This is a genomic window from Amycolatopsis sp. NBC_01488, assembly GCF_036227105.1.
GTDB lineage: Bacteria > Actinomycetota > Actinomycetes > Mycobacteriales > Pseudonocardiaceae > Amycolatopsis.
In genome coordinates this window covers 8,385,993-8,405,708 of sequence record NZ_CP109434.1, presented here as the reverse complement: position 1 = coordinate 8,405,708, position 19,716 = coordinate 8,385,993, and the positions used below count along the sequence as shown (strand labels likewise).

General features: G+C 71.2%; 24 protein-coding genes. 11 read left to right on the top strand and 13 right to left on the bottom strand.

The window, feature by feature from the left end; genetic code table 11:
• Positions 1–60: 60 nt before the first annotated feature.
• Positions 61–528, bottom strand: a complete 468-nt coding sequence (locus OG738_RS39415; RefSeq protein ID WP_329048727.1) for a MarR family transcriptional regulator — start codon at positions 526–528, stop codon at positions 61–63.
• A 141-nt stretch (positions 529–669) separates the two neighbouring features.
• On the opposite strand from OG738_RS39415, the gene OG738_RS39410 reads away from it, so the two are divergent.
• Positions 670–1,881 (top strand): PP2C family protein-serine/threonine phosphatase, encoded by a 1,212-nt coding sequence (locus tag OG738_RS39410; protein WP_329048726.1) that lies wholly within the window; start codon positions 670–672, stop codon positions 1,879–1,881.
• 31 nt (positions 1,882–1,912) lie between these two features.
• Here the strand turns inward: OG738_RS39410 and OG738_RS39405 are convergent, their stop codons facing one another.
• Together OG738_RS39405 and OG738_RS39400 are read right to left on the bottom strand one after the other, a co-directional pair.
• Positions 1,913–2,227 (bottom strand): MarR family winged helix-turn-helix transcriptional regulator, encoded by a 315-nt coding sequence (locus tag OG738_RS39405; RefSeq protein WP_329056965.1) that lies wholly within the window; start codon positions 2,225–2,227, stop codon positions 1,913–1,915.
• Between the two features lie 5 nt (positions 2,228–2,232).
• Positions 2,233–2,355, bottom strand: a complete 123-nt coding sequence (locus tag OG738_RS39400) for a hypothetical protein (RefSeq protein WP_329057087.1) — start codon at positions 2,353–2,355, stop codon at positions 2,233–2,235.
• Between the two features lie 83 nt (positions 2,356–2,438).
• Here OG738_RS39400 and OG738_RS39395 point away from each other — a divergent pair, with 83 nt between their 5' ends.
• Positions 2,439–2,711 (top strand): SbtR family transcriptional regulator, encoded by a 273-nt coding sequence (locus OG738_RS39395; RefSeq protein WP_442875839.1) that lies wholly within the window; start codon positions 2,439–2,441, stop codon positions 2,709–2,711.
• Between the two features lie 24 nt (positions 2,712–2,735).
• Here OG738_RS39395 and OG738_RS39390 read toward each other — a convergent pair whose 3' ends face one another.
• Positions 2,736–3,383, bottom strand: a complete 648-nt coding sequence (locus OG738_RS39390) for an SDR family NAD(P)-dependent oxidoreductase (protein WP_329048722.1) — start codon at positions 3,381–3,383, stop codon at positions 2,736–2,738.
• On the opposite strand from OG738_RS39390, the gene OG738_RS39385 reads away from it, so the two are divergent.
• The gene (locus OG738_RS39385; RefSeq protein WP_329057085.1) at positions 3,314–3,682 is read left to right on the top strand and encodes a hypothetical protein; all 369 of its coding nucleotides are present in this window, start codon (positions 3,314–3,316) and stop codon (positions 3,680–3,682) included. The genes OG738_RS39390 and OG738_RS39385 overlap by 70 nt on opposite strands.
• A 111-nt stretch (positions 3,683–3,793) precedes the next feature.
• Here the strand turns inward: OG738_RS39385 and OG738_RS39380 are convergent, their stop codons facing one another.
• Complete coding sequence (locus OG738_RS39380; RefSeq protein ID WP_329048721.1) at positions 3,794–4,555, bottom strand: ANTAR domain-containing response regulator; 762 nt, start codon at positions 4,553–4,555, stop codon at positions 3,794–3,796.
• A gap of 284 nt (positions 4,556–4,839) precedes the next feature.
• Here OG738_RS39380 and OG738_RS39375 point away from each other — a divergent pair, with 284 nt between their 5' ends.
• Both OG738_RS39375 and OG738_RS39370 read left to right on the top strand, forming a co-directional pair.
• Entirely contained in the window at positions 4,840–5,331 is a 492-nt protein-coding gene (locus OG738_RS39375; protein ID WP_329048719.1) for a MarR family transcriptional regulator, read from the top strand.
• Between the two features lie 144 nt (positions 5,332–5,475).
• Positions 5,476–5,880 carry an STAS domain-containing protein gene (locus OG738_RS39370; protein WP_329048718.1) on the top strand — a complete coding sequence of 135 codons (405 nt, stop codon included), beginning with the start codon at positions 5,476–5,478 and terminating at the stop codon, positions 5,878–5,880.
• 58 nt (positions 5,881–5,938) lie between these two features.
• Here OG738_RS39370 and OG738_RS39365 read toward each other — a convergent pair whose 3' ends face one another.
• Positions 5,939–6,508 carry a dihydrofolate reductase family protein gene (locus OG738_RS39365; RefSeq protein WP_329048716.1) on the bottom strand — a complete coding sequence of 190 codons (570 nt, stop codon included), beginning with the start codon at positions 6,506–6,508 and terminating at the stop codon, positions 5,939–5,941.
• A 95-nt stretch (positions 6,509–6,603) separates the two neighbouring features.
• Between OG738_RS39365 and OG738_RS39360 the strand changes: the two genes are divergently transcribed.
• Entirely contained in the window at positions 6,604–7,584 is a 981-nt protein-coding gene (locus tag OG738_RS39360; RefSeq protein ID WP_329048715.1) for a sigma-70 family RNA polymerase sigma factor, read from the top strand.
• A gap of 132 nt (positions 7,585–7,716) precedes the next feature.
• The gene (mdlC, locus tag OG738_RS39355) at positions 7,717–9,303 is read left to right on the top strand and encodes a benzoylformate decarboxylase (protein ID WP_329048714.1); all 1,587 of its coding nucleotides are present in this window, start codon (positions 7,717–7,719) and stop codon (positions 9,301–9,303) included.
• Positions 9,304–9,399: 96 nt separating this feature from the next.
• Here mdlC and OG738_RS39350 read toward each other — a convergent pair whose 3' ends face one another.
• The 3 genes from OG738_RS39350 to OG738_RS39340 form a co-directional block, all read right to left on the bottom strand.
• Positions 9,400–10,410: an ABC transporter substrate-binding protein gene (locus OG738_RS39350; RefSeq protein ID WP_329048712.1), complete on the bottom strand. Its 1,011-nt coding sequence runs from the start codon at positions 10,408–10,410 to the stop codon at positions 9,400–9,402.
• A 286-nt stretch (positions 10,411–10,696) separates the two neighbouring features.
• On the bottom strand, positions 10,697–12,703 hold the full coding sequence (locus OG738_RS39345) for an APC family permease (protein ID WP_329048709.1): 2,007 nt from the start codon (positions 12,701–12,703) through the stop codon (positions 10,697–10,699).
• A 134-nt stretch (positions 12,704–12,837) separates the two neighbouring features.
• A complete protein-coding gene (locus tag OG738_RS39340; protein ID WP_329048708.1) occupies positions 12,838–13,770 on the bottom strand; it encodes an NADP-dependent oxidoreductase in 933 nt (310 codons plus the stop codon).
• 145 nt (positions 13,771–13,915) lie between these two features.
• On the opposite strand from OG738_RS39340, the gene OG738_RS39335 reads away from it, so the two are divergent.
• Complete coding sequence (locus OG738_RS39335; protein ID WP_329048707.1) at positions 13,916–14,383, top strand: MarR family winged helix-turn-helix transcriptional regulator; 468 nt, start codon at positions 13,916–13,918, stop codon at positions 14,381–14,383.
• A gap of 59 nt (positions 14,384–14,442) precedes the next feature.
• Here the strand turns inward: OG738_RS39335 and OG738_RS39330 are convergent, their stop codons facing one another.
• From OG738_RS39330 to OG738_RS39320, 3 genes are all read right to left on the bottom strand, one after another.
• Positions 14,443–15,072: a transglycosylase SLT domain-containing protein gene (locus OG738_RS39330; RefSeq protein ID WP_329048705.1), complete on the bottom strand. Its 630-nt coding sequence runs from the start codon at positions 15,070–15,072 to the stop codon at positions 14,443–14,445.
• Positions 15,073–15,261: 189 nt separating this feature from the next.
• On the bottom strand, positions 15,262–15,450 hold the full coding sequence (locus OG738_RS39325; RefSeq protein ID WP_329048703.1) for a hypothetical protein: 189 nt from the start codon (positions 15,448–15,450) through the stop codon (positions 15,262–15,264).
• Positions 15,451–15,471: 21 nt separating this feature from the next.
• Complete coding sequence (locus tag OG738_RS39320) at positions 15,472–16,038, bottom strand: FAD-dependent monooxygenase (RefSeq protein WP_329048701.1); 567 nt, start codon at positions 16,036–16,038, stop codon at positions 15,472–15,474.
• A 285-nt stretch (positions 16,039–16,323) separates the two neighbouring features.
• Here OG738_RS39320 and OG738_RS39315 point away from each other — a divergent pair, with 285 nt between their 5' ends.
• The 3 genes from OG738_RS39315 to OG738_RS39305 all read left to right on the top strand — a co-directional run bounded on the left by OG738_RS39315 (position 16,324) and on the right by OG738_RS39305 (position 19,332).
• The gene (locus OG738_RS39315) at positions 16,324–17,460 is read left to right on the top strand and encodes a glutathione-independent formaldehyde dehydrogenase (protein WP_329048700.1); all 1,137 of its coding nucleotides are present in this window, start codon (positions 16,324–16,326) and stop codon (positions 17,458–17,460) included.
• 388 nt (positions 17,461–17,848) lie between these two features.
• Complete coding sequence (locus OG738_RS39310) at positions 17,849–18,565, top strand: ANTAR domain-containing protein (protein ID WP_329048698.1); 717 nt, start codon at positions 17,849–17,851, stop codon at positions 18,563–18,565.
• A gap of 20 nt (positions 18,566–18,585) precedes the next feature.
• Positions 18,586–19,332: a GAF domain-containing protein gene (locus OG738_RS39305; RefSeq protein WP_329048697.1), complete on the top strand. Its 747-nt coding sequence runs from the start codon at positions 18,586–18,588 to the stop codon at positions 19,330–19,332.
• A gap of 6 nt (positions 19,333–19,338) precedes the next feature.
• Here OG738_RS39305 and OG738_RS39300 read toward each other — a convergent pair whose 3' ends face one another.
• On the bottom strand, positions 19,339–19,599 hold the full coding sequence (locus tag OG738_RS39300; protein WP_329048695.1) for a hypothetical protein: 261 nt from the start codon (positions 19,597–19,599) through the stop codon (positions 19,339–19,341).
• Positions 19,600–19,716: the final 117 nt, after the last annotated feature.

Here is a 19,716-nt window from a genome sequence, read left to right as displayed (position 1 = left end):
TACGCCGGTGGACTGTTGTCATGTAACAACAGTGGAGCGTACCGGTGCAAGGCCGGGACTTCACGCCGACCCGTCGGCATCCCGCTCCGCGGCGACGATCGCGTGGTACTCCCGCAGCCCGGCGGCCAGTGCGCCCAGCCCGGCGGCGGTCATCCTGGCCAGGACCGGCTGGACGCTTTCCCGGCGCCGCCGCCGCAGATCCTCCAGGTAGGCGCGGCCGCGGTCGGACAGGCGCAACGTCAGCTCGCGGCGGCTGCGCGCGCTGGGCAGGCGTTCGAGGAACCCGACGGCCTCCAACCGGTCGCACAACCGGCTGACCAGCGGTGGAGTCGAGCCGAGCACGTCGGCCAACGTCCGCAGGTTCATCCCGCCGTGGTGCGCCAAGGCGACGACCGCACGCAGCTGGGCGGCCGACAGCGGATGGGAAGACACCTCGCGCGGCCGCTCGAGGAGAAATTCGAGCAGCTCGGGCAGCTCCACCACGGCGGCCGTCCCGTCCGGGGCCGGCTGCTCGCGGGATCGATCCACGGGCTCCACTGTCGCATCCCTATGCTGAACCGGCAGCACAGCTCACGCGAATCGCCGTAGCCCGGCACGCCGGAGCGGCGCACACTCGACAGACCGACCGTGGTCCACTTCGCCCACGGTCCCGTGAGCAGGAGGCAAGGCGTGGACAGATCCCTGGCGGTGGAACGCCGGTTGCGTGATGTTCCACCCCACGACCTGCCCGCCGCGCTGCGCTCGGCGCTGGCCGAGCACTTCGGCGCCGACGCCGTCGAACTCCTGATGGCCGACTACGCCCTCACCGAGCTGTGCCAGGTGAGCACCCTGCCGTACACGAACGAACCCATCCCGGTCGAGGGCACCACGCCCGGCGCGGCGTTCATCGCCCAGGCGGCGACCTTCGAGTACGAGGGCGCGAGCGTGACCGGGTACCTGCCGGTCAGCGTCCGCGGCGACCGGCTCGGCATCCTGGCCGTCACCCTGCCGGCGGAACCGGAACCACCCGTCTGGGCGGAACTCGAGCGGTTCGCCGAAGCGGTCGCCCACGAACTGTTCGTCGCCGACCGCGACACCGACCTCTACATCCAGGCCCGCCGCTCCTCCCGGCTGACCCTGGCCGCCGAGATGCAGTGGCAGCTGCTGCCCGGACGCGCCTGCACGCGTCCGGAGTTCGCGCTCGGTGGCCAGCTCGAACCCGCCTACGCCATCTACGGTGACTGCTTCGACTGGTCCGCCTCCGCCCACAGCCTCGCCGTCACCCTGATCAACGGCATGGGCGACGGCAGCGAAGCCGCCCTGCTGACCAACCTCGCGGTGAACGCCCTGCGCAACGCCCGCCGCGCCGGTGTCGAACTCGACGCCCAAGCCGAACTCGGCGACCAAGCCCTCTACGCCCACTACCGCGGGGCCCAGCACGTGGCCGCGCTGCTGCTCCAGTTCGACCTCGCCACCGGCCTGGTCGACGTGGTCGACGCCGGCTCCCCGCGGCTGTGGCGGCTGCGCGACGGCAAAGCCGAACGGGTCCTGTTCGACGAACAGCTACCACTCGGCGCCTTCGAGGAAACGGCCTACACCGTCCACCAGTTCCAGGCCCTCGACGGCGACCGGTTCGTCTTCGTCAGCGACGGCGTCTACAACGCGGCCGGTCCGCACGGCGATCTCTACGGTGACCGTGAGCTCGCCGAGGCCGTCGCCGTGACCGCGGACCTGCCCGCCGCGCACGTGCCCGGCGCGATGCTGCGGCAACTCACCACCCGCCGGCACGGCGGGCAGGCCGAGGACGACGCGATGGTGGTGTGCCTGGACTGGTTCGGGCGGACCCCCTTGCCGGGACCGGGAAACAGCGCATCGGTGACGGTGGCCGGGACGTCGCGGTAGCCGCCATCCGGCAGCGGTATCGGCCTCGAAGTCAGGACCTCTCGTTGCGCAGGGTGTCCCGGGTCGCGGCGAGGAGGGTCATGAGGGTGTCGAACTGCTGGGGTCTGAGCAGCTCGCGAACCCGCTGCTCGGCGGCGAGTTCGCGGGCGACCCCCTCGGCTGAGGCGTCGCGACCGGCCTGGGTGGCGTGCAGTGCGACCGCGCGGCCCGAGCCGACCCGCCGTTCGAGGTAACCGAGGTTCTCCAGCCGGTTGGCGACCTGGCTGATGGCCTGCTGGCTCTTGCCCAGCCGGCCGGCGATCTCGGTCACGGTCACTCCGGGCTCGGCCACGACCGCGTCGAGCAGGTGGTTCAGGGGAGCGAGAGTGACGTGCCGGCGAGCGCGGCTTCCCCACGCTGCTCGATGAGCACCGGGGTGGGCGTCGGCACGCTGTACCGGCACTTCCCGGACCGGCGCGCCCTGCTGGCCGGCATCGCGGCCGACACGCTGCGGGAACTGCTGGAGGCCACGCGCGGAAGCCGGCCGGGCCCCGGCGTGGGAGGCACTGGTCCGGATCGTGGGCCACTGCGTGGCCCGGCCGCTGGCGCTGACCAAGTCGTTGATCGCCGGCGAGCCGGAACACGGCGAGCTGGCCGAGCTGGAGGCCGAGGTCAACGCGCTGATCGCCGACATCGCGGCGGCCGCCCAGCGCGAGGGCGACCTGCGTGCCGACGTCCCGCCGGCAGAGGTGGTTCAGGTCCTCAACGTGGCGGTCTGCCGCTGCGGCGCCCGCGCCGACGACCACCTGACCCGCGTCCTGCTCGACGGCCTGCGCACACCCAAGAACTGAGTGTCTCGCCTTCCGACGTGGTGGTCAGCCTATTCGGCACCGCGGGCTCGCGGCCGGACGGCGTCGAGGAACAGGGCGAGGTAGCGCTGTAGGCGGTCCTCGTCCGGCGGGGTCCCGACGGCCTTCGCGAGGCCGACCAGCCACCGGCGGATGTCGTCGGCGGAGTTCCGCGGTGAACAGCAGGTTGGCGAGCTTCGAGTCGTTATAGGCACGGCGTTGCCGGTAGGGCCGCCGGCGCCAGTCGAGGTCGTCGAAGTCGAGGCGGGCCAGGCGTTCGGCTTGCGAGGCCACCGTCACGATCCGGCCGGTGATGTGCTCCAGCAGCAGCGTGGTCAGCGCGAAGTGGCCCAGGTGGTTGATGCCGAACGTCGCCTCGAAGCCGTCGGCGGTGCGGCTCAGCGCCGGCATCGAGACACCGGCGTTGTTGATCAGCAGGTCGATCGGGCCGGTCCAGCCGTCGGCGAAGGCGCGCACGGAGTCCAGGCTGTCGAGGTCGAGGACGCGGACTTCGGTGTGGCCAGGCGTGCCCGCCGCGGCCGCGGCGCCTCTTGCGGCGTCGCGCACGGCGAAGACGACGCGGGCACCGGACGCGGCCAGGGCGTGTGCCGTGGTCAGCCCGATGCCGCTGGTGGCTGACCGCCACCGGCTCGGCCGTCCTGGCGAACGCGGCACACCCCGGTCTGGTCGCGACGAACATCTACCACCATGCAGGACCCCGCCGCCCGGCGGACCTGTTGTGGACGCCGGCAATCCGGCTGCTGGCCCAAGACGCCGACCACGGCGCACTACCGGTCCTCTACGCCGCCGTGGCCGACATCCCCGGCAACAGCTTCACCGGACCCAGCCACTTCGCCCACCTACGCGGCGCCCCGCAGCTCATCGACCGCTCCGCCGCCGCACAGGATCCCGACCTCGCCCACCGCCTCTGGGCGACTTCCGAACAGCTCACCGGCATCCACTCGACGGTGTAGCGATGCTTCACGTTCGTTCACGCGGGAACCGTGACGGCGTCGGTCGAGGTCCGGCCGCACGAACGCGCCGAGCTGCCGCCCAGCCGGCTTGCCTCGGTTCACTGATCGTGGTCACTGGCGTGGCCGCGTGGCCTGTTCGAGCACCTTCTCGGCGACGGCACTCAGTTTGACGTTGTCGTGCTGGGATTTCTTGACGAGCAGGGTGAACGCTTCGTCGGCGGTGATGTGCCGGGCCGCCATGAGGATGCCTTTGGCCTGGTCGATGACGGCACGCGAGGACAGGGCGGTGCGCAGCTGCTCGGTGGTCGCCCGGGCGCTGCGGTGCCGCTGGGCCTGCCGGAGCGCGGCTTCGGCAGCGGTGGTGTAGAGCTCCAGCAGCGCCGCGTCCAGTTCGCTGAAGCCGTGATCGTCGACGCCGTAGAGGTTGAGCGAGCCGGAGAACTCCTTGTCGATGTACAGCGGCGCGGACAGGTAGCTGCGAACGGAGGCGGTGCCGGCGGCGTCGGCGAACTGCGGCCAGCGGGCCACGGCGTCGGCCGACACCGTGACCCGGACGACGTGGCCGGTCCGGGCGGCGTCCAGCGCCGGGCCGGCGTCGGCGTCGTATTGGGCCTGGTCGATGTCGATGGCCTGGTCGGAGGTGGCCGCGACGGTCCGTGGGCCACCCTCTTCCACCACTGCGACACTCGCCAGGTCGGCGCCGGGGATGGCGGGGACGACCTGATGGCAGAGCCGCTGGAGGACGACGTGCAGCTCCTCTTCCTGGTCGAGGACGCCGGTGAGCTGTTCCAGCGCACCAGTGACCTCGTCCACCCGGCGAACCACGTGCTTGTCGTCCGCCGGGGATGTCCGGTCCCTGTCGTGTGCGGACATCGGCCCACGTCCCTTCGAAGTTGCTGACTGGGCTTGGACTCCGGCGTCACGACCGCGCCGGGCGCCTGCTCGAGCTGCCCACCGAGCGCGTGGTGCTCGATCACAGCAAGCACGGCCCGCCGCGAACGAGCGCTGCATTCCTGACCGCTCGGATACCGTACGATAACTGTTGCCATATGACAACTGTAAGAGTCGTCGTATCCCTCGTTCCCGGGCGATGGTCGGCCTGCTCCGGCGACGGCGCGCGGTAGGCTGCGGTGACGGCTCGACCTAGGGATGCCTCCGTGAACGCCGTGAACGAGTTCCGCAGGACGCGCGCCGCCGACCAGGTGGCCGCGGCCGTGGCCGACACCGCCGAGTTGCTCGAAATCCTCTTCGAGCGAGCCCGCGACGCGTCCCCGAGGCCGCTGTCGCTGTCACAGGTGCGCGCGGTCGTCGCGCTCGACCGCCACGAAGGCTTGAACCTGCGAAGCCTGGCGGCGCTGCTCGGATCCACTCCGCCGCTGGCGAGCCGGCTGTGCGATCGGCTCGAGGCCGTCGGCTTCCTCGAACGGCTCCCGCATGCCCGGAACCGCCGCGAGCTGGTCCTGCGGCTCAGCGACAGCGGCCGCGCCTACCTGCAGGACCTGCGTGCCCGCCGCCGGGAAAGCCTGCACAGCGTCCTCGCCGCGTTGACCGCCGACGAACGAGACGTCCTCGCGAGCGGACTACGTGCGTTCCACGCGGCAGCCAATCGTGACCTCGTCGATGGTGACAACCGCGCGGCGGGGCGGTAGCGTCATTGTTGTCATACGACAACTGACGTGGCGGTGTCCGCCACGCCGGGACGTTCTCCGGTCACGGTTCAGCCGCCAGCCGTGACCTCGCAGCGCGCCGTCGTCCTTCCCGGTCAGCGAACCGGTTTCCCCGGGAGCGCCCTCATGGAATCTGCATCTCCGCCGATGCTGGCCATCGCCGTGAGGTCCATCGGCGATACCACGGTGGTCGGCGTGGCCGGGGACGTGGACCACGTCGTGCGCACGATGCTGCGCGAGACCATGGCCGCGGCTGTCGCCCGGCGGCCCCGGGCGCTGGTGGTCGACCTGACCGACGTGCGGTTCTTCGGCTCGGTCGGCCTGTCCGCGCTGGCCGGGCTGCACCAGACGGCGGCAGTGGCGGGGATCGAGGTGCGGCTGGTGGCGACCCAGCGCAGTGTGCTGATGCCGCTGGCGATCACCCGGGTCGACGATCTGTTCGCCATCCATCCCACCGTCGGGGACGCTGTCGGGCACCTTGGCCGGCCGCGGGTGCCCGGCGCCTGCCACCCCGGGCTCGGCGATGGGTGATCTGCGCGTGGGCGTCCCGCGGCCGCGCGGACGAGAGTGACGGTCCGCGGCCCCTTTCTCAGCCGAGTTCGTAGGTCAGCAGCGCGAGTCCGTCGCCGACGGTCCGGGTGCCCGTCAGGCGCGTGGGCTTGATCTCGCTCGTCCCGGGGAAGAGCCGCTCGCCCGCGCCGGCCACGAACGGGTAGGTCATCAGCCGCAGCTCGTCGGCGAGGTCGCGCTCGATCAGCGTGTGCACGAGCTGCGCGCTGCCGTAGACGACGATCTCCCCGCTCACCTCCTCCTTCAGCTTCGCGATCTCCTCGATCCCGGCGAGGACGGTCGTCTCGCCCCAGCCGTCGCCTTCGAGAGCGGAAGACGAGACGACGTACTTGGGCAGGCTCCGCAACCGGTCCGCCCACTCGCCGGTGCGCGACGCCCAGCCGCGCCTCAGGAAGTACGCGTGGGTCCGCCGTCCCATGAGGAGTGCTTCCGCGCCCAGCGCCTCTTCGTATTCGACCTTGGCCCACGCCTCGCGGTCCCGGTCGCCGATCCAGGTGAACCAGCTGCCGCGGCCGGTGCCCTCGTCACCGGTCGGGTCCTGGACGACTCCGTCGAGCGTGACGTTCTCGCTGATGATGATTTTTCCCATGCCGTTCCGACGCCGTGGCACCGGCGAAGGGGGCGCCGCCCCCTTCGCGTTCTCCCCGGCGTCCGTACAGGATGGAAACGCGAGAAGGGGAGCGGATGGCCACCGAACTGATCGTGCGGGCGCGGGCCGGTGACGGCGAGGCGTTCCGGGCCCTGACCGAGCCGCACCGCCGTGAGCTGCAGGTGCACTGCTACCGGATGCTGGGCTCGGTCCAGGACGCCGAGGACGCGCTGCAGGACACGCTGCTGTCCGCGTGGCGCGGGCTCGACGGCTTCGACGGCCGGGCCTCGATCCGCACCTGGCTCTACCGGATCGCCACCAACCGGTGCCTGAGCGCGCTGCGCTCCGCGGCCCGGCGCCCGGCCAAGGCGTGGGACATCCCCGGCGTCGAGCCACCGGAGCCGACGCGGCTCGGCGAAGTCGTCTGGCTCGAACCCTTCCCGGACGCGCTCCTGCCCGAGCCGGCCGGTCCGGAGGCGCGCTACGAGCAGCGCGAATCCGTCTCGCTGGCCTTCGTGACGGCTCTGCAGGCCCTGCCGCCGCGTCAGCTGGCCGTGCTCGTCCTGCGTGACGTCCTGGCGTTCCCGGCGAGCGAGGTAGCCGGGATGCTGGACACGACGGTCGACTCGGTCAAGAGCGCCCTGAAGCGGGCCCGCGCCGGCCTGCGGCGCCGGGAGCCGGCCGAGCCGCCGCCCGCGCCCGGCTCACCCGCGGAGAACGCGATCGTGGCGGACTTCGTGCGGGCGTGGGAAACGGCCGACATCGACGCGCTGGTGACCCTGCTGACCGACGACGTCTTCTTGGCGATGCCGCCGCTGCCGTTCGAATACGAGGGCCGCGACGTCACGGCGCGGTTCTGCGCGCGCCTGTTCGGCGCGGGCCGCCGGTTCGACCTCGTCCCGACGCGCGCCAACGGCCAGCCGGCGTTCGGCGCCTACCTGCGCGGTGCGTCGGGCATCCGGCACGGGACGGGCTTGTACGTCCTCGGGCTGGCCGGGGACCGGATCTGCGCCATGACCCGGTTCGAGAACAGCGTCCTCCCGGCGTTCGGGTTGCCGCGTTCGCTGCCGGCGTGAATCTCCCGTTCCGACCCTGGCGGTGTAAGCGCATTTCCGGCGCTTTTCCGAACGCCGTGGCGAGCCGGCCTGATCATCAGTGCGTCCACTTGGAGGGCTTTCCTTCGCAAGACTAAGCATTAGTCTGTGCCCATGAACAAGCGCACGGTCCTGGATGCCACCCGCGAACTCCTCCGCGAACTCGGCCTCACCACGGTGTTCGGCAACCCCGGCACCACCGAGGTCCCGTTCCTCACCGACTGGCCGGACGACTTCGACTACGTCCTCGGCCTGCAGGAGTCCGCCGTCGTGGCGATGGCCGACGCCTACGCCCAGGCCACGCGCCAGGCCGTCCTCGTCAACCTGCACTCCGCGGGCGGCGTCGGGCACGGGCTCGGCAACCTCTTCAACGCCTACCGCAACCGCACGCCCCTCATCATCGTCGCCGGGCAGCAGACCCGGTCCCTCGTGCCGCACGATCCTTTCCTCGGCGCCATCGACGCGCCGGAGTTCCCCAAGCCGTACGTCAAGTGGTCCGTCGAGCCCGCCACCGCCGAGGACGTCCCGGCCGCGCTCGCCCGGGCCTACCACGTCGCGACGCAGGCGCCGTCCGGGCCGGTCTTCGTGTCCGTGCCCGCCGACGACTGGACCGCCACCACCGAACGCCCGATCATCGCCCGGCCCCGCATCCGCGGCTTCGCACCGGATCCCGAGTCGATCGACGAACTCGCCGCGGCACTCGAGGCCGCCGAACGGCCGGCGATCGTCGTCGGGGGAGCCGTCGACCACGACGGTGCCGTCGTCGAGACCGTCGCCCTCGCCGAACGCCTCCAGGCGGGCGTGTACGTCGCGCCGATGTCCTACCGCTGCTCGTTCCCCGAGGACCACCCGCTGTTCCAGGGCTTCCTCGATCCCGAACGCGGTGCCATCTCGGACAAGCTCGCCGCGCACGACCTCGTCGTCGTGCTCGGGGCGCCCGCCTTCACCTACCACGTCGACCGCGGGCGCGGGGAAGCTCCGCTGCCGCCGCTGTTCATCGTCAGCGACGACGAGCAGATCCTCGCGCGTGCCTTCGAAGGCACCGGCATCCGGGCGACGCCGAAGCTGGGCGTCCGCGCGCTGCTGAACGTCGTCGACCGGAGCAGCCGGCCCGCGCCGGCCCCGCTGGAGCGTCCGGCGAAGCCCGGCGACGAGAAGCTGACCGCCGAGTTCGTCTACTCGACGCTCACGGACCTGTTGCCGGACAACGCGATCGTCGTCGAGGAGGCGCCCAGTCACCGTGGCTACCTGCACGACCACCTGCCGATCAAGGCCACCGACACCGGCTTCCTGACGACGGGCAGCGGCTCGCTCGGCTACGGCGTGCCGGCCGCGGTCGGGGCGGCGCTCGCCCGGCCGGACCGCAAGGTCGTCGGCGTGATCGGTGATGGGGCGAGTATGTACGGCATCCAGGCACTGTGGACGGCCGCGCGGCAGGAAGTGCCGGTGACGATCCTGATTCTCGACAACTCCGAGTACGCGGCGGTCCGCCTCTTCGGTGACTCGATCGGCGGCGGCAAGCTGCCGGGCACCGAGCTGGGCGGCATCGACTTCGCGGCGCTGGCGGTGAGCATGGGCTGCCAGGGCGTGACGATCACGCAGCCGTCGGAGCTGGTCCGGAGCCTCGACACGGCTCTCGCGGACCACCGCCCGACCCTGGTCCGCGTCTGCGTCGCCGGGTCGGCCGACTCGCCGTACTGACCGACTTGTCGACGACTTGAGCGTGGTGGTGAGCGGCCTCCGGCCTGAACGTGCGATTCGGCATCGCTCAGGCCGGAGGTCCGGCCGGTAGCCGCGTCAGTTGGTTGCTTGCGGCGCGATCATCGAAGCAGCGTCCACAGAGGACGTGATCGCCCCCATCTGGGCCATCAGGTCCGGTACCCGCTGCAGACGCCGGGCGTCCAGCTTGGTACCGAAGCTCGGCAAGCTGAGCAGCTTCGCGGTGTCTTCGTCGATCTTGGCGTATTTGACCAGCAGCGGTTCGATCTTGGACCGGTCCTTGTTCGTTTCGCTGGTGGCCCGCTGCATCGCGCGCTGGAAGGCGGCGAGGGTCTTCGGGTTCGCCTGCACCCACTTCCTGGTCGCGCCGTAGCCCGAAAGCGGGAAGTCCTGGCTGGCGCCGGTGTTGACGTCGATCACCGGGATCGCGCCCGCGGTTTTGGCGGCCTGCGAGATGAACGGCTCGGGCAACAAGGCCGCGTCGACCTGACCCTGCTGCAGCGCCGCCGCGACATTCGGAAACGGGATCTGGACCCAGTGCACGCTGTTGTAGTCGACGCCGTGGTCCTTCATCAGCGACTTGGCCAGCAGGTCGCTCGCCGTGTTCTTCGCGGTCATCGCGATGCGCTTGCCCTGGAGGTCGTTGATCGTCTTCACCGGCGAGTTGGGCACGGTGACGATCGCGACGGACTTCGGGCTGATCGAGGTCGCGTCCGCGACGAGTTGCATGTCGGCTGTTCCGGTGCTCTTCGCGACGAAGAACGGCATATAGCTCGAAATCGCGATGTCGGTTTCGCCGGAGATGGCCTTCGTCATCGCCGCTTGGCCGCTCGCAGCCACGACGGCGTCCACTTCGAGGCCTTCGTCCTTGAAGTAGCCGGCGTCCTGGGCGAGCCAAAGCGGTGCGGTGTCGACCGTGGGCAAGATCGCGACCTTGATCTTCGGCTTCTCCAGGGCGCCTCCGGTCGGTGCGGCGTTCGAGCTGTCCGAGCCGAGCGCGCTGCAGCCGGTGAGGGCGGTGGCGACTGCGACGGTGAGGGCGAGCCCGAGCGCGGCACGGCGAGTGCGAACCCGGCCGCTGCATGGCATGTGGAAGCAAGGCCTGCTCCTTGTTGACGAATGTAACGGTCCAGTGGACCGCTCAATGGGATTGGGTGGCTCTCTCCGGAGTCACGCGGGCCACTGTAGAGGCGGTGACGGGTCGCTCACAACGGGTTCGATCAAGACCGAAGAGAGTGGTAAATATCACTTTTCTGGCTTCTGGGCTAGGTGGGCTGAGCTGATCGCCCTAGTCGTTTACCTTGCGTTAGCTGAAGATCTTGAATACGAGATGACGCTGTCGCAGTGCAAAATCGAAATCGTCGAACGGAGTCCGTCAGCCCGGACGCCGCTGCGTGGCGACGCCGCGGCGGAGGTCGCCGGGCACTGGCCGGACGCGCTGGAGGTCGCGGCGGCTGGTGGAACTCAGCTGCCACGGGACGCTGGTGACCATGACGCCCGGCTCGAACAGCAGCCGCCCCTTCAGCCGCAGTGAACTCTGGTTGTGCAGGATGTTCTCCCACCAGCGCCCCACGACGTACTCGGGGATGTAGACGCTGACGACGTCGCGGGGGCTGGCGCGCCGCAGGTTCTTCACGTACTGCACCACCGGCCGGCTGATTTCCCGGTACGGCGACTCGAGAACCTTGAGCGGGATCTTCATCCCGCGTTGCTCCCACTGCCGCTGGAGTGCGCGGGTGTCGGTGTCGTCGACGTTGACCGTGATCGCGGTGAGGGTGTCGGGGCGGGTCGCGCGGGCGAACGCGACGGCGCGCTGGCTCGGCTTGTGCAGCGTCGACACCAGGACGACGGCGTGGACGCGGCTGGGCAGCAGCTCGCTTTCCTCGTCCGGCAGGAGTTCCTCGCGGACGTGGGTGTAGTGCCGGTGGATCGTCCGCATCAGGACGAACAAGGCTGGGATCGCGATCACGACCAGGTAGGCGCCGTGGGTGAACTTCGTGACCAGCACGACGATCAGGACGATCGCGGTCAGGACCGCGCCGACGGCGTTGATCAGCCGGGAGCGGTGGATCGACCGGCGCTCACGGGCGTCGGTGCTGCCGGCGAGCGCGCGGTTCCAGTGCCGGACCATGCCGGCCTGGCACAGGGTGAACGACGTGAAGACGCCGAGGATGTAGAGCTGGATCAGGCGGGTCGTCGAGCCGTCGAAGGCGAAGATCAGGGCCCCGGCGACGAGGGCGAGCGCGACGATCCCGTTGGAGAAGGCGAGCCGGTCGCCGCGGGTGTGCAGCTGGCGTGGCAGGTAGCGGTCCTGGGCGAGGATCGAGGCCAGCAGCGGGAACCCGTTGAACGCGGTGTTCGCGGCGAGGATCAGGATCAGTGCCGTCGCGGCCTGCAGGAAGTAGAACAGCACCGAATGGTCGCCGCCGAACACCGCCGCGGCGACCTGGCTGATCACGGTGCGCTGCGGGTCGGTGGTGCAGTCGCCGCGGAACCCGGTGAGGTCGCACGTGTCTTCGGCGATCCGGACGTGGCTGATCATGGCGAGCGCGGTGATGCCGCCGAACATGACGACCGCGGTCGCGCCCATCGCGGTCATCGTCTTGGCCGCGTTGGCGCTCTTGGGCTTGCGGAACGCGGGCACGCCGTTGGAGATCGCCTCGACGCCGGTGAGCGCGGTGCAGCCGGAGGAGAAGGACCGCAGCAGCAGGAACACGAGCGCCAGGCCGGTCAAGCCGGCCTGTTCGGGGCGGACGTCGTAGCCGGCGCTTTCGGCGACCGGCGCGTGGCCGGCGACGGCCTGGCCGAGGCCGAGTGCGATCATCAGCACGACCCCGCCGATGAACAGGTAGGTCGGGATGGCGAAGGCGCGGCCGGACTCCCGGATGCCGCGCAGGTTCATCGCCATCAGCAGCAGGACGAAGCCGAGGTTCAAGGCGATGCGGTAGTCGTTGAGCTCGGGCACCGCGGAGATGATGTTGTCCACGCCGGACGCGACCGACACCGCGACGGTCATGATGTAGTCGACCATCAGCGCGCCGGCCACGACGAGTCCCGCCGAACTGCCGAGGTTGCGCGAAGCGACTTCATAGGAGCCGCCGCCGCTGGGGTAGGCCCGCACGACTTGCCGGTAGGACAGCACGACCACGGTCAACAGGACCGCGACGGCAAGCCCGATCCACGGCGCCAGCGTCAGGTACGCCAGGCCGCCGATGCTCAAGATCAGCAGGATCTCCTGCGTCGCGTAGGCCACCGAGGACAGCGGGTCGCTGGCGAAGATCGGCAGGGCGAGCCACTTGGGAAGGAGCGTCTCGCCGAGGGTGTCGCTGCGGAACGGCCGTCCGAGTACCAGCCGTTTGAGCCATGAGGTGGATGCCGGCACGTACCGCAGCGTGCCTGACGGGCCGGGGGAGCGGCATATGGAAACCGTCAAGATTCCGGCGTGCGCGTAGGGAAACCGTAGAGACGACGGGGCCGGTCGTCAGGGTTGCGTCAACGGTCCTTCCCTGCTGCGGCTCAAAAGGTGATGACGAGCTTGCCGCGGACGTGGCGGCCGGCGAAGTCGGTCAACGCCTGTCGGGCTTCGGTGAAGGGGTACTCACGGTCGATCTCGACGCGCAGGTCGCCGGTCGCGGCCAGCCCGGCCAGCTCGGCGAGCCGCCCCGTGGGGGTGGTGGTGCCGGTGTAGCGGGCGGTGACGTTTCGGTCGAAGGACGGTGGTCCGCCGAGCGGGGAGACCACCAGGCCGCCGGGCTTCACGGCGGCCGCGGAGGAGGCCAGCGCGGGCCCGGCCTGGGCGACGTCGATGACGGCGTCGACGCCGTCGGGTGCCCGATCGCGGATGCGCTCGGCGACGTTCTCCGTGCTGTAGTCGATCACATCGTCGGCGCCGAGGTTTCGGAGATAGCCGCCGTCGCCGGTGCGTCCGGTGGCGAACACGGTCGCCCCGGCTCGTTTGGCGAGCTGGACGGTGTAGCTGCCGAGGCCCCCGGTGGCGCCGACGACCAGCAGCGTCGACCCCGGCCCGAGCCCGGCTTCGTCGAGCAGGGCGGCGGCGGTCAGTGCCCCGGTGGGCAGCGCGGCGCCGCGTCGCGCATCGAGGCCCGCGGGGCGCACCGCGGCCGAGTCGTCGGCCCGGACGATCGTGTATTCGGCGAACGCGCCGGAGGGCACGCCCTTCCACGCGATGACCGCGTCACCGATCGCGAACGGCCCGGTCCCGGCGCCGACGGCCGCCACCACGCCGCTGACGTCGACGCCGGGCACGAACGGATGGCGCACCGGCAGTTCCGCCCGCAGCCGGCCGGTCACCAGTGCGACGTCGATCGGGTTCACGGCCGCGGCTTCGACGCGGACCAGCAGCTGTCCCGGGCCGGGCGCCGGTCGCGGCAGGTCGCCGATCTCCAGGTGCTCCAGCGGGCCGTAGGTGCGGGCGAGCAGGGCTTTCATCGGGGGTTCCCTTCGGTGGACGAACGCACGGCGAGCACCCGCTTGCCCTCGCTCGCCGCACTGCCGTCCGAGTTTGGTGACGCGTCGACAAACTATGCTCGCCGTCTGTAGACGTGTCAACAAAGCCCGAGCTATCGTGGCGGGCATGGCTGACGCGCGCTGGCTGGACGAGCGGGAAGCCCGGTTGTGGCAGGCGTATCGCGACCTCACCCGGGACCTGCAGCGCGCGTTCGACCGGCAGCTCGAGCGGGACGCCGGCCTCTCCGGCGCCGACTACGCCCTCCTGGTGCCCCTGGCGGAGGCTCCGGATGGCGTCGTCCGGATGCGGGAGCTGGGCCGCGTCGTGGGGTGGGATCGCAGCCGGGTTTCCCACCAGGTCCGGCGGATGGAGAAACGCGGCCTGCTCACCCGCGAAGACTGCGCCGACGACGCCCGGGGGTGGATGGTGCGGCTGACGCCGAGCGGCCGCACGGCGATCGAGGCGGCCGCTCCGGAGCACGTGGCCACCGTCCGCCGGTACTTCTTCGACCAGCTTTCCGAGCCGGAGCGGGAGACGCTCACCCGGCTGCTCGAGCGGCTGGCCGGGAAGCTCGCCGCGGACGCCGAGGGGTAACTACCGGCCGGCGGCGACACGGTCGCGGTGCGCAACCGCACACTCCGCGGCTGTCGTTGTCAGGGATGGCCGAGGGCGGCTGCCGCTTTGGCCCAGTTGCCGCGGAGGGTGTCCAGATAGGACTGTGCCTGCGAGCCGGGCCGGGTGCCGCGGGCGAAGGCTTTCATGGTGGCTGGGCCGGTGTTGTAGCCGAGCGCGAGCAACTCGTCGGCGGTGTAGGCACCGGAGTGCTTCGCGGGGAGCTGGGCTGCGAGGTCGTGCAGATACCAGGCCTCGGCCCGGATCGCCAGATCCGGATCGTCGGGCAGCTCCGTCCAGTCCCGTCCGGCGAAGGGCCGGCCGCGTTTGGTCTGGTCGTAGGTGGCCCGGTGCATGTTCGCCACCCCGAACGCCGCGTCCGGCTTGAGCTTCTGCCACTCTCGTTCCAGGTCGGGGTCGTGCGGCTTGTACGACTCGTTGTACAAGATCGCCATCACCAGCTGCGGCGCCACGCCCGCCTCGGCGGCCCGGGTCCGCACCTGGCCGGCGAACCGCGCCGGATCCTGGCTCGCCGACGGCACCGCGGCCGATGACGTGGTGGCCGCGGGCCGGCTCGATTCCGCGGGCGTCGCCGGGTGGGGAGGCCCGGCACATCCGGCGATCAGCAGCACCGCGATCCAGGCCGCACGGCCTGGCGTCCGATGGTGCACCGTCCTGTGCCTCCTTCCGCAAGCCCTTGGTCCCGCGGCCGCGGGACCAAGGCCCTCGCCATGCCGCGTCGGTCGTCTCTACCATGGCAGACGACACCGCGGACCCTGCGCGGGCCTGCGGATGGCCAGACGGGCACGCCGACGTTGACCGCCGTCGCGGTTCAGCCGACCGGGGCCGCGACCCGGTCCTCAGGCCAGGGCGATGTCGGCGTCCTTCAGCCGGCCGGCCTTGTTCTGCAGCTGCAGCTGCCGCAGCACGGAGGAAGCCGCCGGGAGCCGCAACGCCCGGGTCATGACCCTGCGGAGCGCGAACTCGACGGCGCCGTTCTGGACGAAGAACTGGCGTTGCTGGATCCCGTTGCGCTGGAAGACCTCCACAGGGGGACGCAATGTGCGGTCTCATGCGGCCAGGGCACCCGCCACGTTCCCGGGGTGGCGTTCCAGCATGGTGCCGAGCAGGTCCGCACCGGACATCCCCATCGACACGCCCATTCCCGCGTAGAGGGTGACGCACCAGGCCGAGTCTCCGACGAGCACGACCCGGCCGCGGTGCCAGCGGTCCATCCGCGCCTGCTCCACCGAGTCGAACAGCAGGTTGTCGGCCGTCTCCATCGCGTCGAGCACTTCGCCCAGCGTGCGGCCGGTCGGTTCCGGTCCGAACGCCGCGCGCACCCGGTCGACGGGTGTCCCGGTGAATTCGGCGTCGACGTCGTCGGTCTTGTAGTTCAGCAGCACGGTGGGATTGCCGTCGGCGAAGGGAAAGATCCCGGTCGCGGGCTGGTGGTCGGTCAGCAGGGTGATGGTGGCTTCGTCGACCCCGGGCACGGCGGTGACGACCTGCTCGCACATCCGGTGCAGCAGCACCGCGAAGTCGTCCTCGGTCGCCAGGGTGCTGGTCAGGGCATCGAGTGCGCCGGTGACCTCGTCGAGCACCGCGGGCCATCGCCGGTCGTGGGCCGATCGCATGATGTGGCTCTCCTGCCTCAGTACGTCGGAGCAAAAGGTGCCCCGTGACGGGCCCACTGCTGGACGAGGAGGGCGAGATCCTTCGGCGGTCGCGCAAAGCGGTTGTGCTGCGGAGGTACGGACCACCGGATCGGCACGCACGAGGAACCCCGGCCACCCGAGCCTAGCGCGGGTCGCGGGTGCCGTCTCGAGCTGCCTTCGCTTGACGAGCGGTTGCCCGGGGATTACCGCCCCCGGCGGCGGGTAGTCGCGGACTTGGACCCGACTGATGAGCGAGGAGCCGAAATGAAGGCAGTGGTGTACCAGGGACCGCGCAGCGTCGAGGTGCGCGACGTCCCCGAACCGAAGATCGAGCAGCCGGCCGACGCGATCGTCAAGATCACCACGACGAACATCTGCGGGTCGGACCTGCACATGTACGAAGGCCGCACGAACGTCGAAGAAGGCAAGATCCTCGGCCACGAGAACATGGGCTTCGTCGCCGAAATCGGGTCCGGCGTCACCCGGATCAAGGTCGGCGACCGGGTGTCGGTGCCGTTCAACATCGCCTGCGGGACCTGCCGCAACTGCCTCGAGGGCTGGACGTCGTTCTGCCTGCGCGCCAACCCGACCGAGGGAGTCGACGGTGCCGCCTACGGCTACGCCAACATGGGGCCGTACGACGGTGGCCAGGCGGAGTACCTGCGGGTGCCGTGGGCGGACTTCAACCTGCTGGAGCTGCCCGGGGGTACCGAGCACGAGAACGACTTCACCATGTTGTCGGACATCTTCCCGACCGGCTGGCACGGCACCGAGCTGGCCGGGCTGCGCCCCGGCGACCGGGTCGTGGTGTTCGGCGCCGGGCCGGTCGGGCTGATGGCCGCGCACAGCGCGGTGATCCGCGGCGCGGCCGAGGTCTACGTCGTGGACAAGGAACGTGACCGACTGGCCATGGCCGAGAAGATCGGGGCGCTCCCGATCGACCTGGCCGAGGCCGACCCCGTCGAGCAGATCATGGCCGCGACCGGCGGTGCGGGCGCCGACTGCGGCGTCGAGGCGGTCGGCTACCAGGCGCACGACCACACCGGCGAAGAGCACCCGGAGCTGGTGCTGGACAACCTGGTCAAGACGGTGCGCTCGACCGGCGGCATCGGCGTGGTCGGGGTGTACCTGCCGGACGACCCGGGCGCGGCGAACGAACTGGCCAAGCACGGCCGGATCGCCTTCGACTACGGCAGCTTCTTCATGAAGGGACAGCAGATGGGCACCGGCCAGGCCCCGGTCAAGCGCTACAACCGGCAGCTGCGCGACCTCATCATCACCGGGAAGGCGAACCCGTCGTTCCTGGTCTCGCACGAGCTGCCGCTGGAGCAGGCCGCGGAGGGCTACGAGAAGTTCGACCACCGCGACGACGGCTGGACCAAGGTGCTGTTGCGCCCGTGACGAAGACCTCGGTGCCACCGCCCGGCACCAAGTCGCCCGGTCGTTTCGAGTTCCCCCGGGCAACGGCGGTCTTCGCGGTCCGCGGGCGGTCGCTTCCGGCGTGATGGCAGTGGCCACCTTCGCGCCAATCGGCTTCGTTGCGGCGTTTGCTGCGGCTGCGCGAGGTCGCCGAGCGGTTCGTGGCCGACGTGCTGACCGCCTGAGTCGGTGGCCGCGCCGGTGTGGAGGTCGAGCAGCACGGCCGGCCCACCGTGCCGGCCCGGCGGGCCGTGCCGCGCGTTGTCACCCGGCCCACGGCCGCGCCGCGCGTGCCCGCTGCGGCGGTCTCTCGTAGGCTGGCGGTTCCGGGTGTCGGCCCGGTGGCCCGCAGCGTGGAGAGGGCGCGACGGTGGATGGACAGCCTCGGGAGCGGTTGTGGCGCGCGATCGCCGCGGCCGCCGAGGTACCGGGGCGCCGCGACAGCTGGGCGCAAACGGTGTGCCTGGCCTGCGTGGACACCCTGGAGCAGGTCGACGCGGCCATTCTGGCGTTGCGGGGCCGCGCCCGCGCCGAGGAGGTGCTCGGTGCCAGCGACCAGTGGGCCGCGAAACTGGCGGAGCTCCAGTACACCGTCGGCGAGGGACCGGGGGTGGAGGCGTTCGGCAGCGGTAGCCCGGTGCTGGTCTCCGACCTGAGCGTCGAGCAGGTGCGCTGGCCGGGCTTCGCCGACGCGGCGCTGGCGGTGGGCGCGGCGGCGGTGTTCGCGTTCCCGCTCCGGTTCGGGGCGATCAGGTTCGGCACCCTGGAGCTGGTCCGCCGCCGTCCCGGGGGGCTGCCCAGCGCCGAACGGCGGGACGCCGCGCTGGCGGCGGACCTGGCCACGGCGGCCCTGCTGCGGCACACCCGCGAGGCCGAGCGGGCCGGCCACGACTTCGCGCCCCGTCCCGTTGCTTCGTTCCAGGACGTCAACGTCGCCACCGGCATGCTCGCCGCGCAGCTGCAGGTCACCCTCGACGACGCGTTCGCCCGGCTGCGCGCCCACGCCTTCGGCCGGGACCGGTCGGTGCTGGACGTCGCCCGGGACATCCTGGAGCGGCGCATCTCTCTGGACGAGCTGGCCGAATGATCCCCTCAGCAGGAGGCACCATGAACAACCGCCTTGACTGGGAGTCCGGCACGGCCCCACCCGACCTGGCCAGTGCGCTGGTCTCGATCACTTCGCGCCTGGTGGGCAGTCCGGACAACGCGACGGTGCTGCGCCTGGTCACCGAGGTCGGCACCGGGTTGCTCGGGGCGACCGCGACCGGCGTGATGCTGACTGGTGCCGGTGGGGCTCTGGAGGTGGTGGCGGCCTCGGACGAGCCGGCCCGGTTCGTGGAGTTGCTGCAGACCTCCATCGACCAGGGGCCGTGCGTGGACTGCATCGCGGCGGTCGAGCTGATCACCGCGGCCGACCTGGCGGCCGAGCGGGACCGGTGGCCCGATTTCGTGCCGGCCGCACTGGAGGCGGGGTACCGCTCGGTGGTCGCGGTCCCGCTGCGGCTGGACGGAGCCGCTGTCGGCGGGTTCAACCTGCTCTACGACACCGCGACGACCCTGCCGCGGTGGCAGCTCGACCTGGCGCAGGTGGTGTCGGACCTGGCGGTGCTCGCCCTGGTCCAGGAGCGCGGCGACCGCCGCGCGGACCGGCTGCTCGAGGCCACCGTCACCGCCCTCAACGACCGGGTCCAGCTCGACCACGCCGTCGGCCTGGTCGCCGGCACCCTCGCCATCACGCCCGCGGAAGCCCGCGCGCCGGTGATCGGCCACGCCACCAGGCACCACCTCGTGCTGCGGGAAGTCACCCGCGCGATCACCGACGGCACCCTCGCCCCGGCCGACCTGACCGCCTGACCAGGCTCAGGTCCAGCCCCCGTAGTCCGGGTCGGCCGTGCCGTCGGCCCGGGCGTCGACGGCCGCCGCGACCCGGGCCGCCTCGACGCCGAGCCCGGCCGCACCGGTGTCCCCGGTCAGGTCGTCGCGGGCTTGCGCGGCATCGCAGCCCTGCCAGCCCCGCAGGACGCCGACCGCTTCGTCGACCGCGGCCCGCCTGGCCAGTGAATCCAGCAGGCGACGGCCCTCCGCGGCGAGCGAGTCGGCATCAGGATCCGGTCGCGTCATGCCCCCCACGGTCCTCTCCACGGTGGCCGAACGCCACAGCGGGTCACCCGCTTCATGCCGGACGCTGCACTGGATGCGCGGGACGGGCCGCTGAGAAGGTCCGCCGGCCTGGCTCCG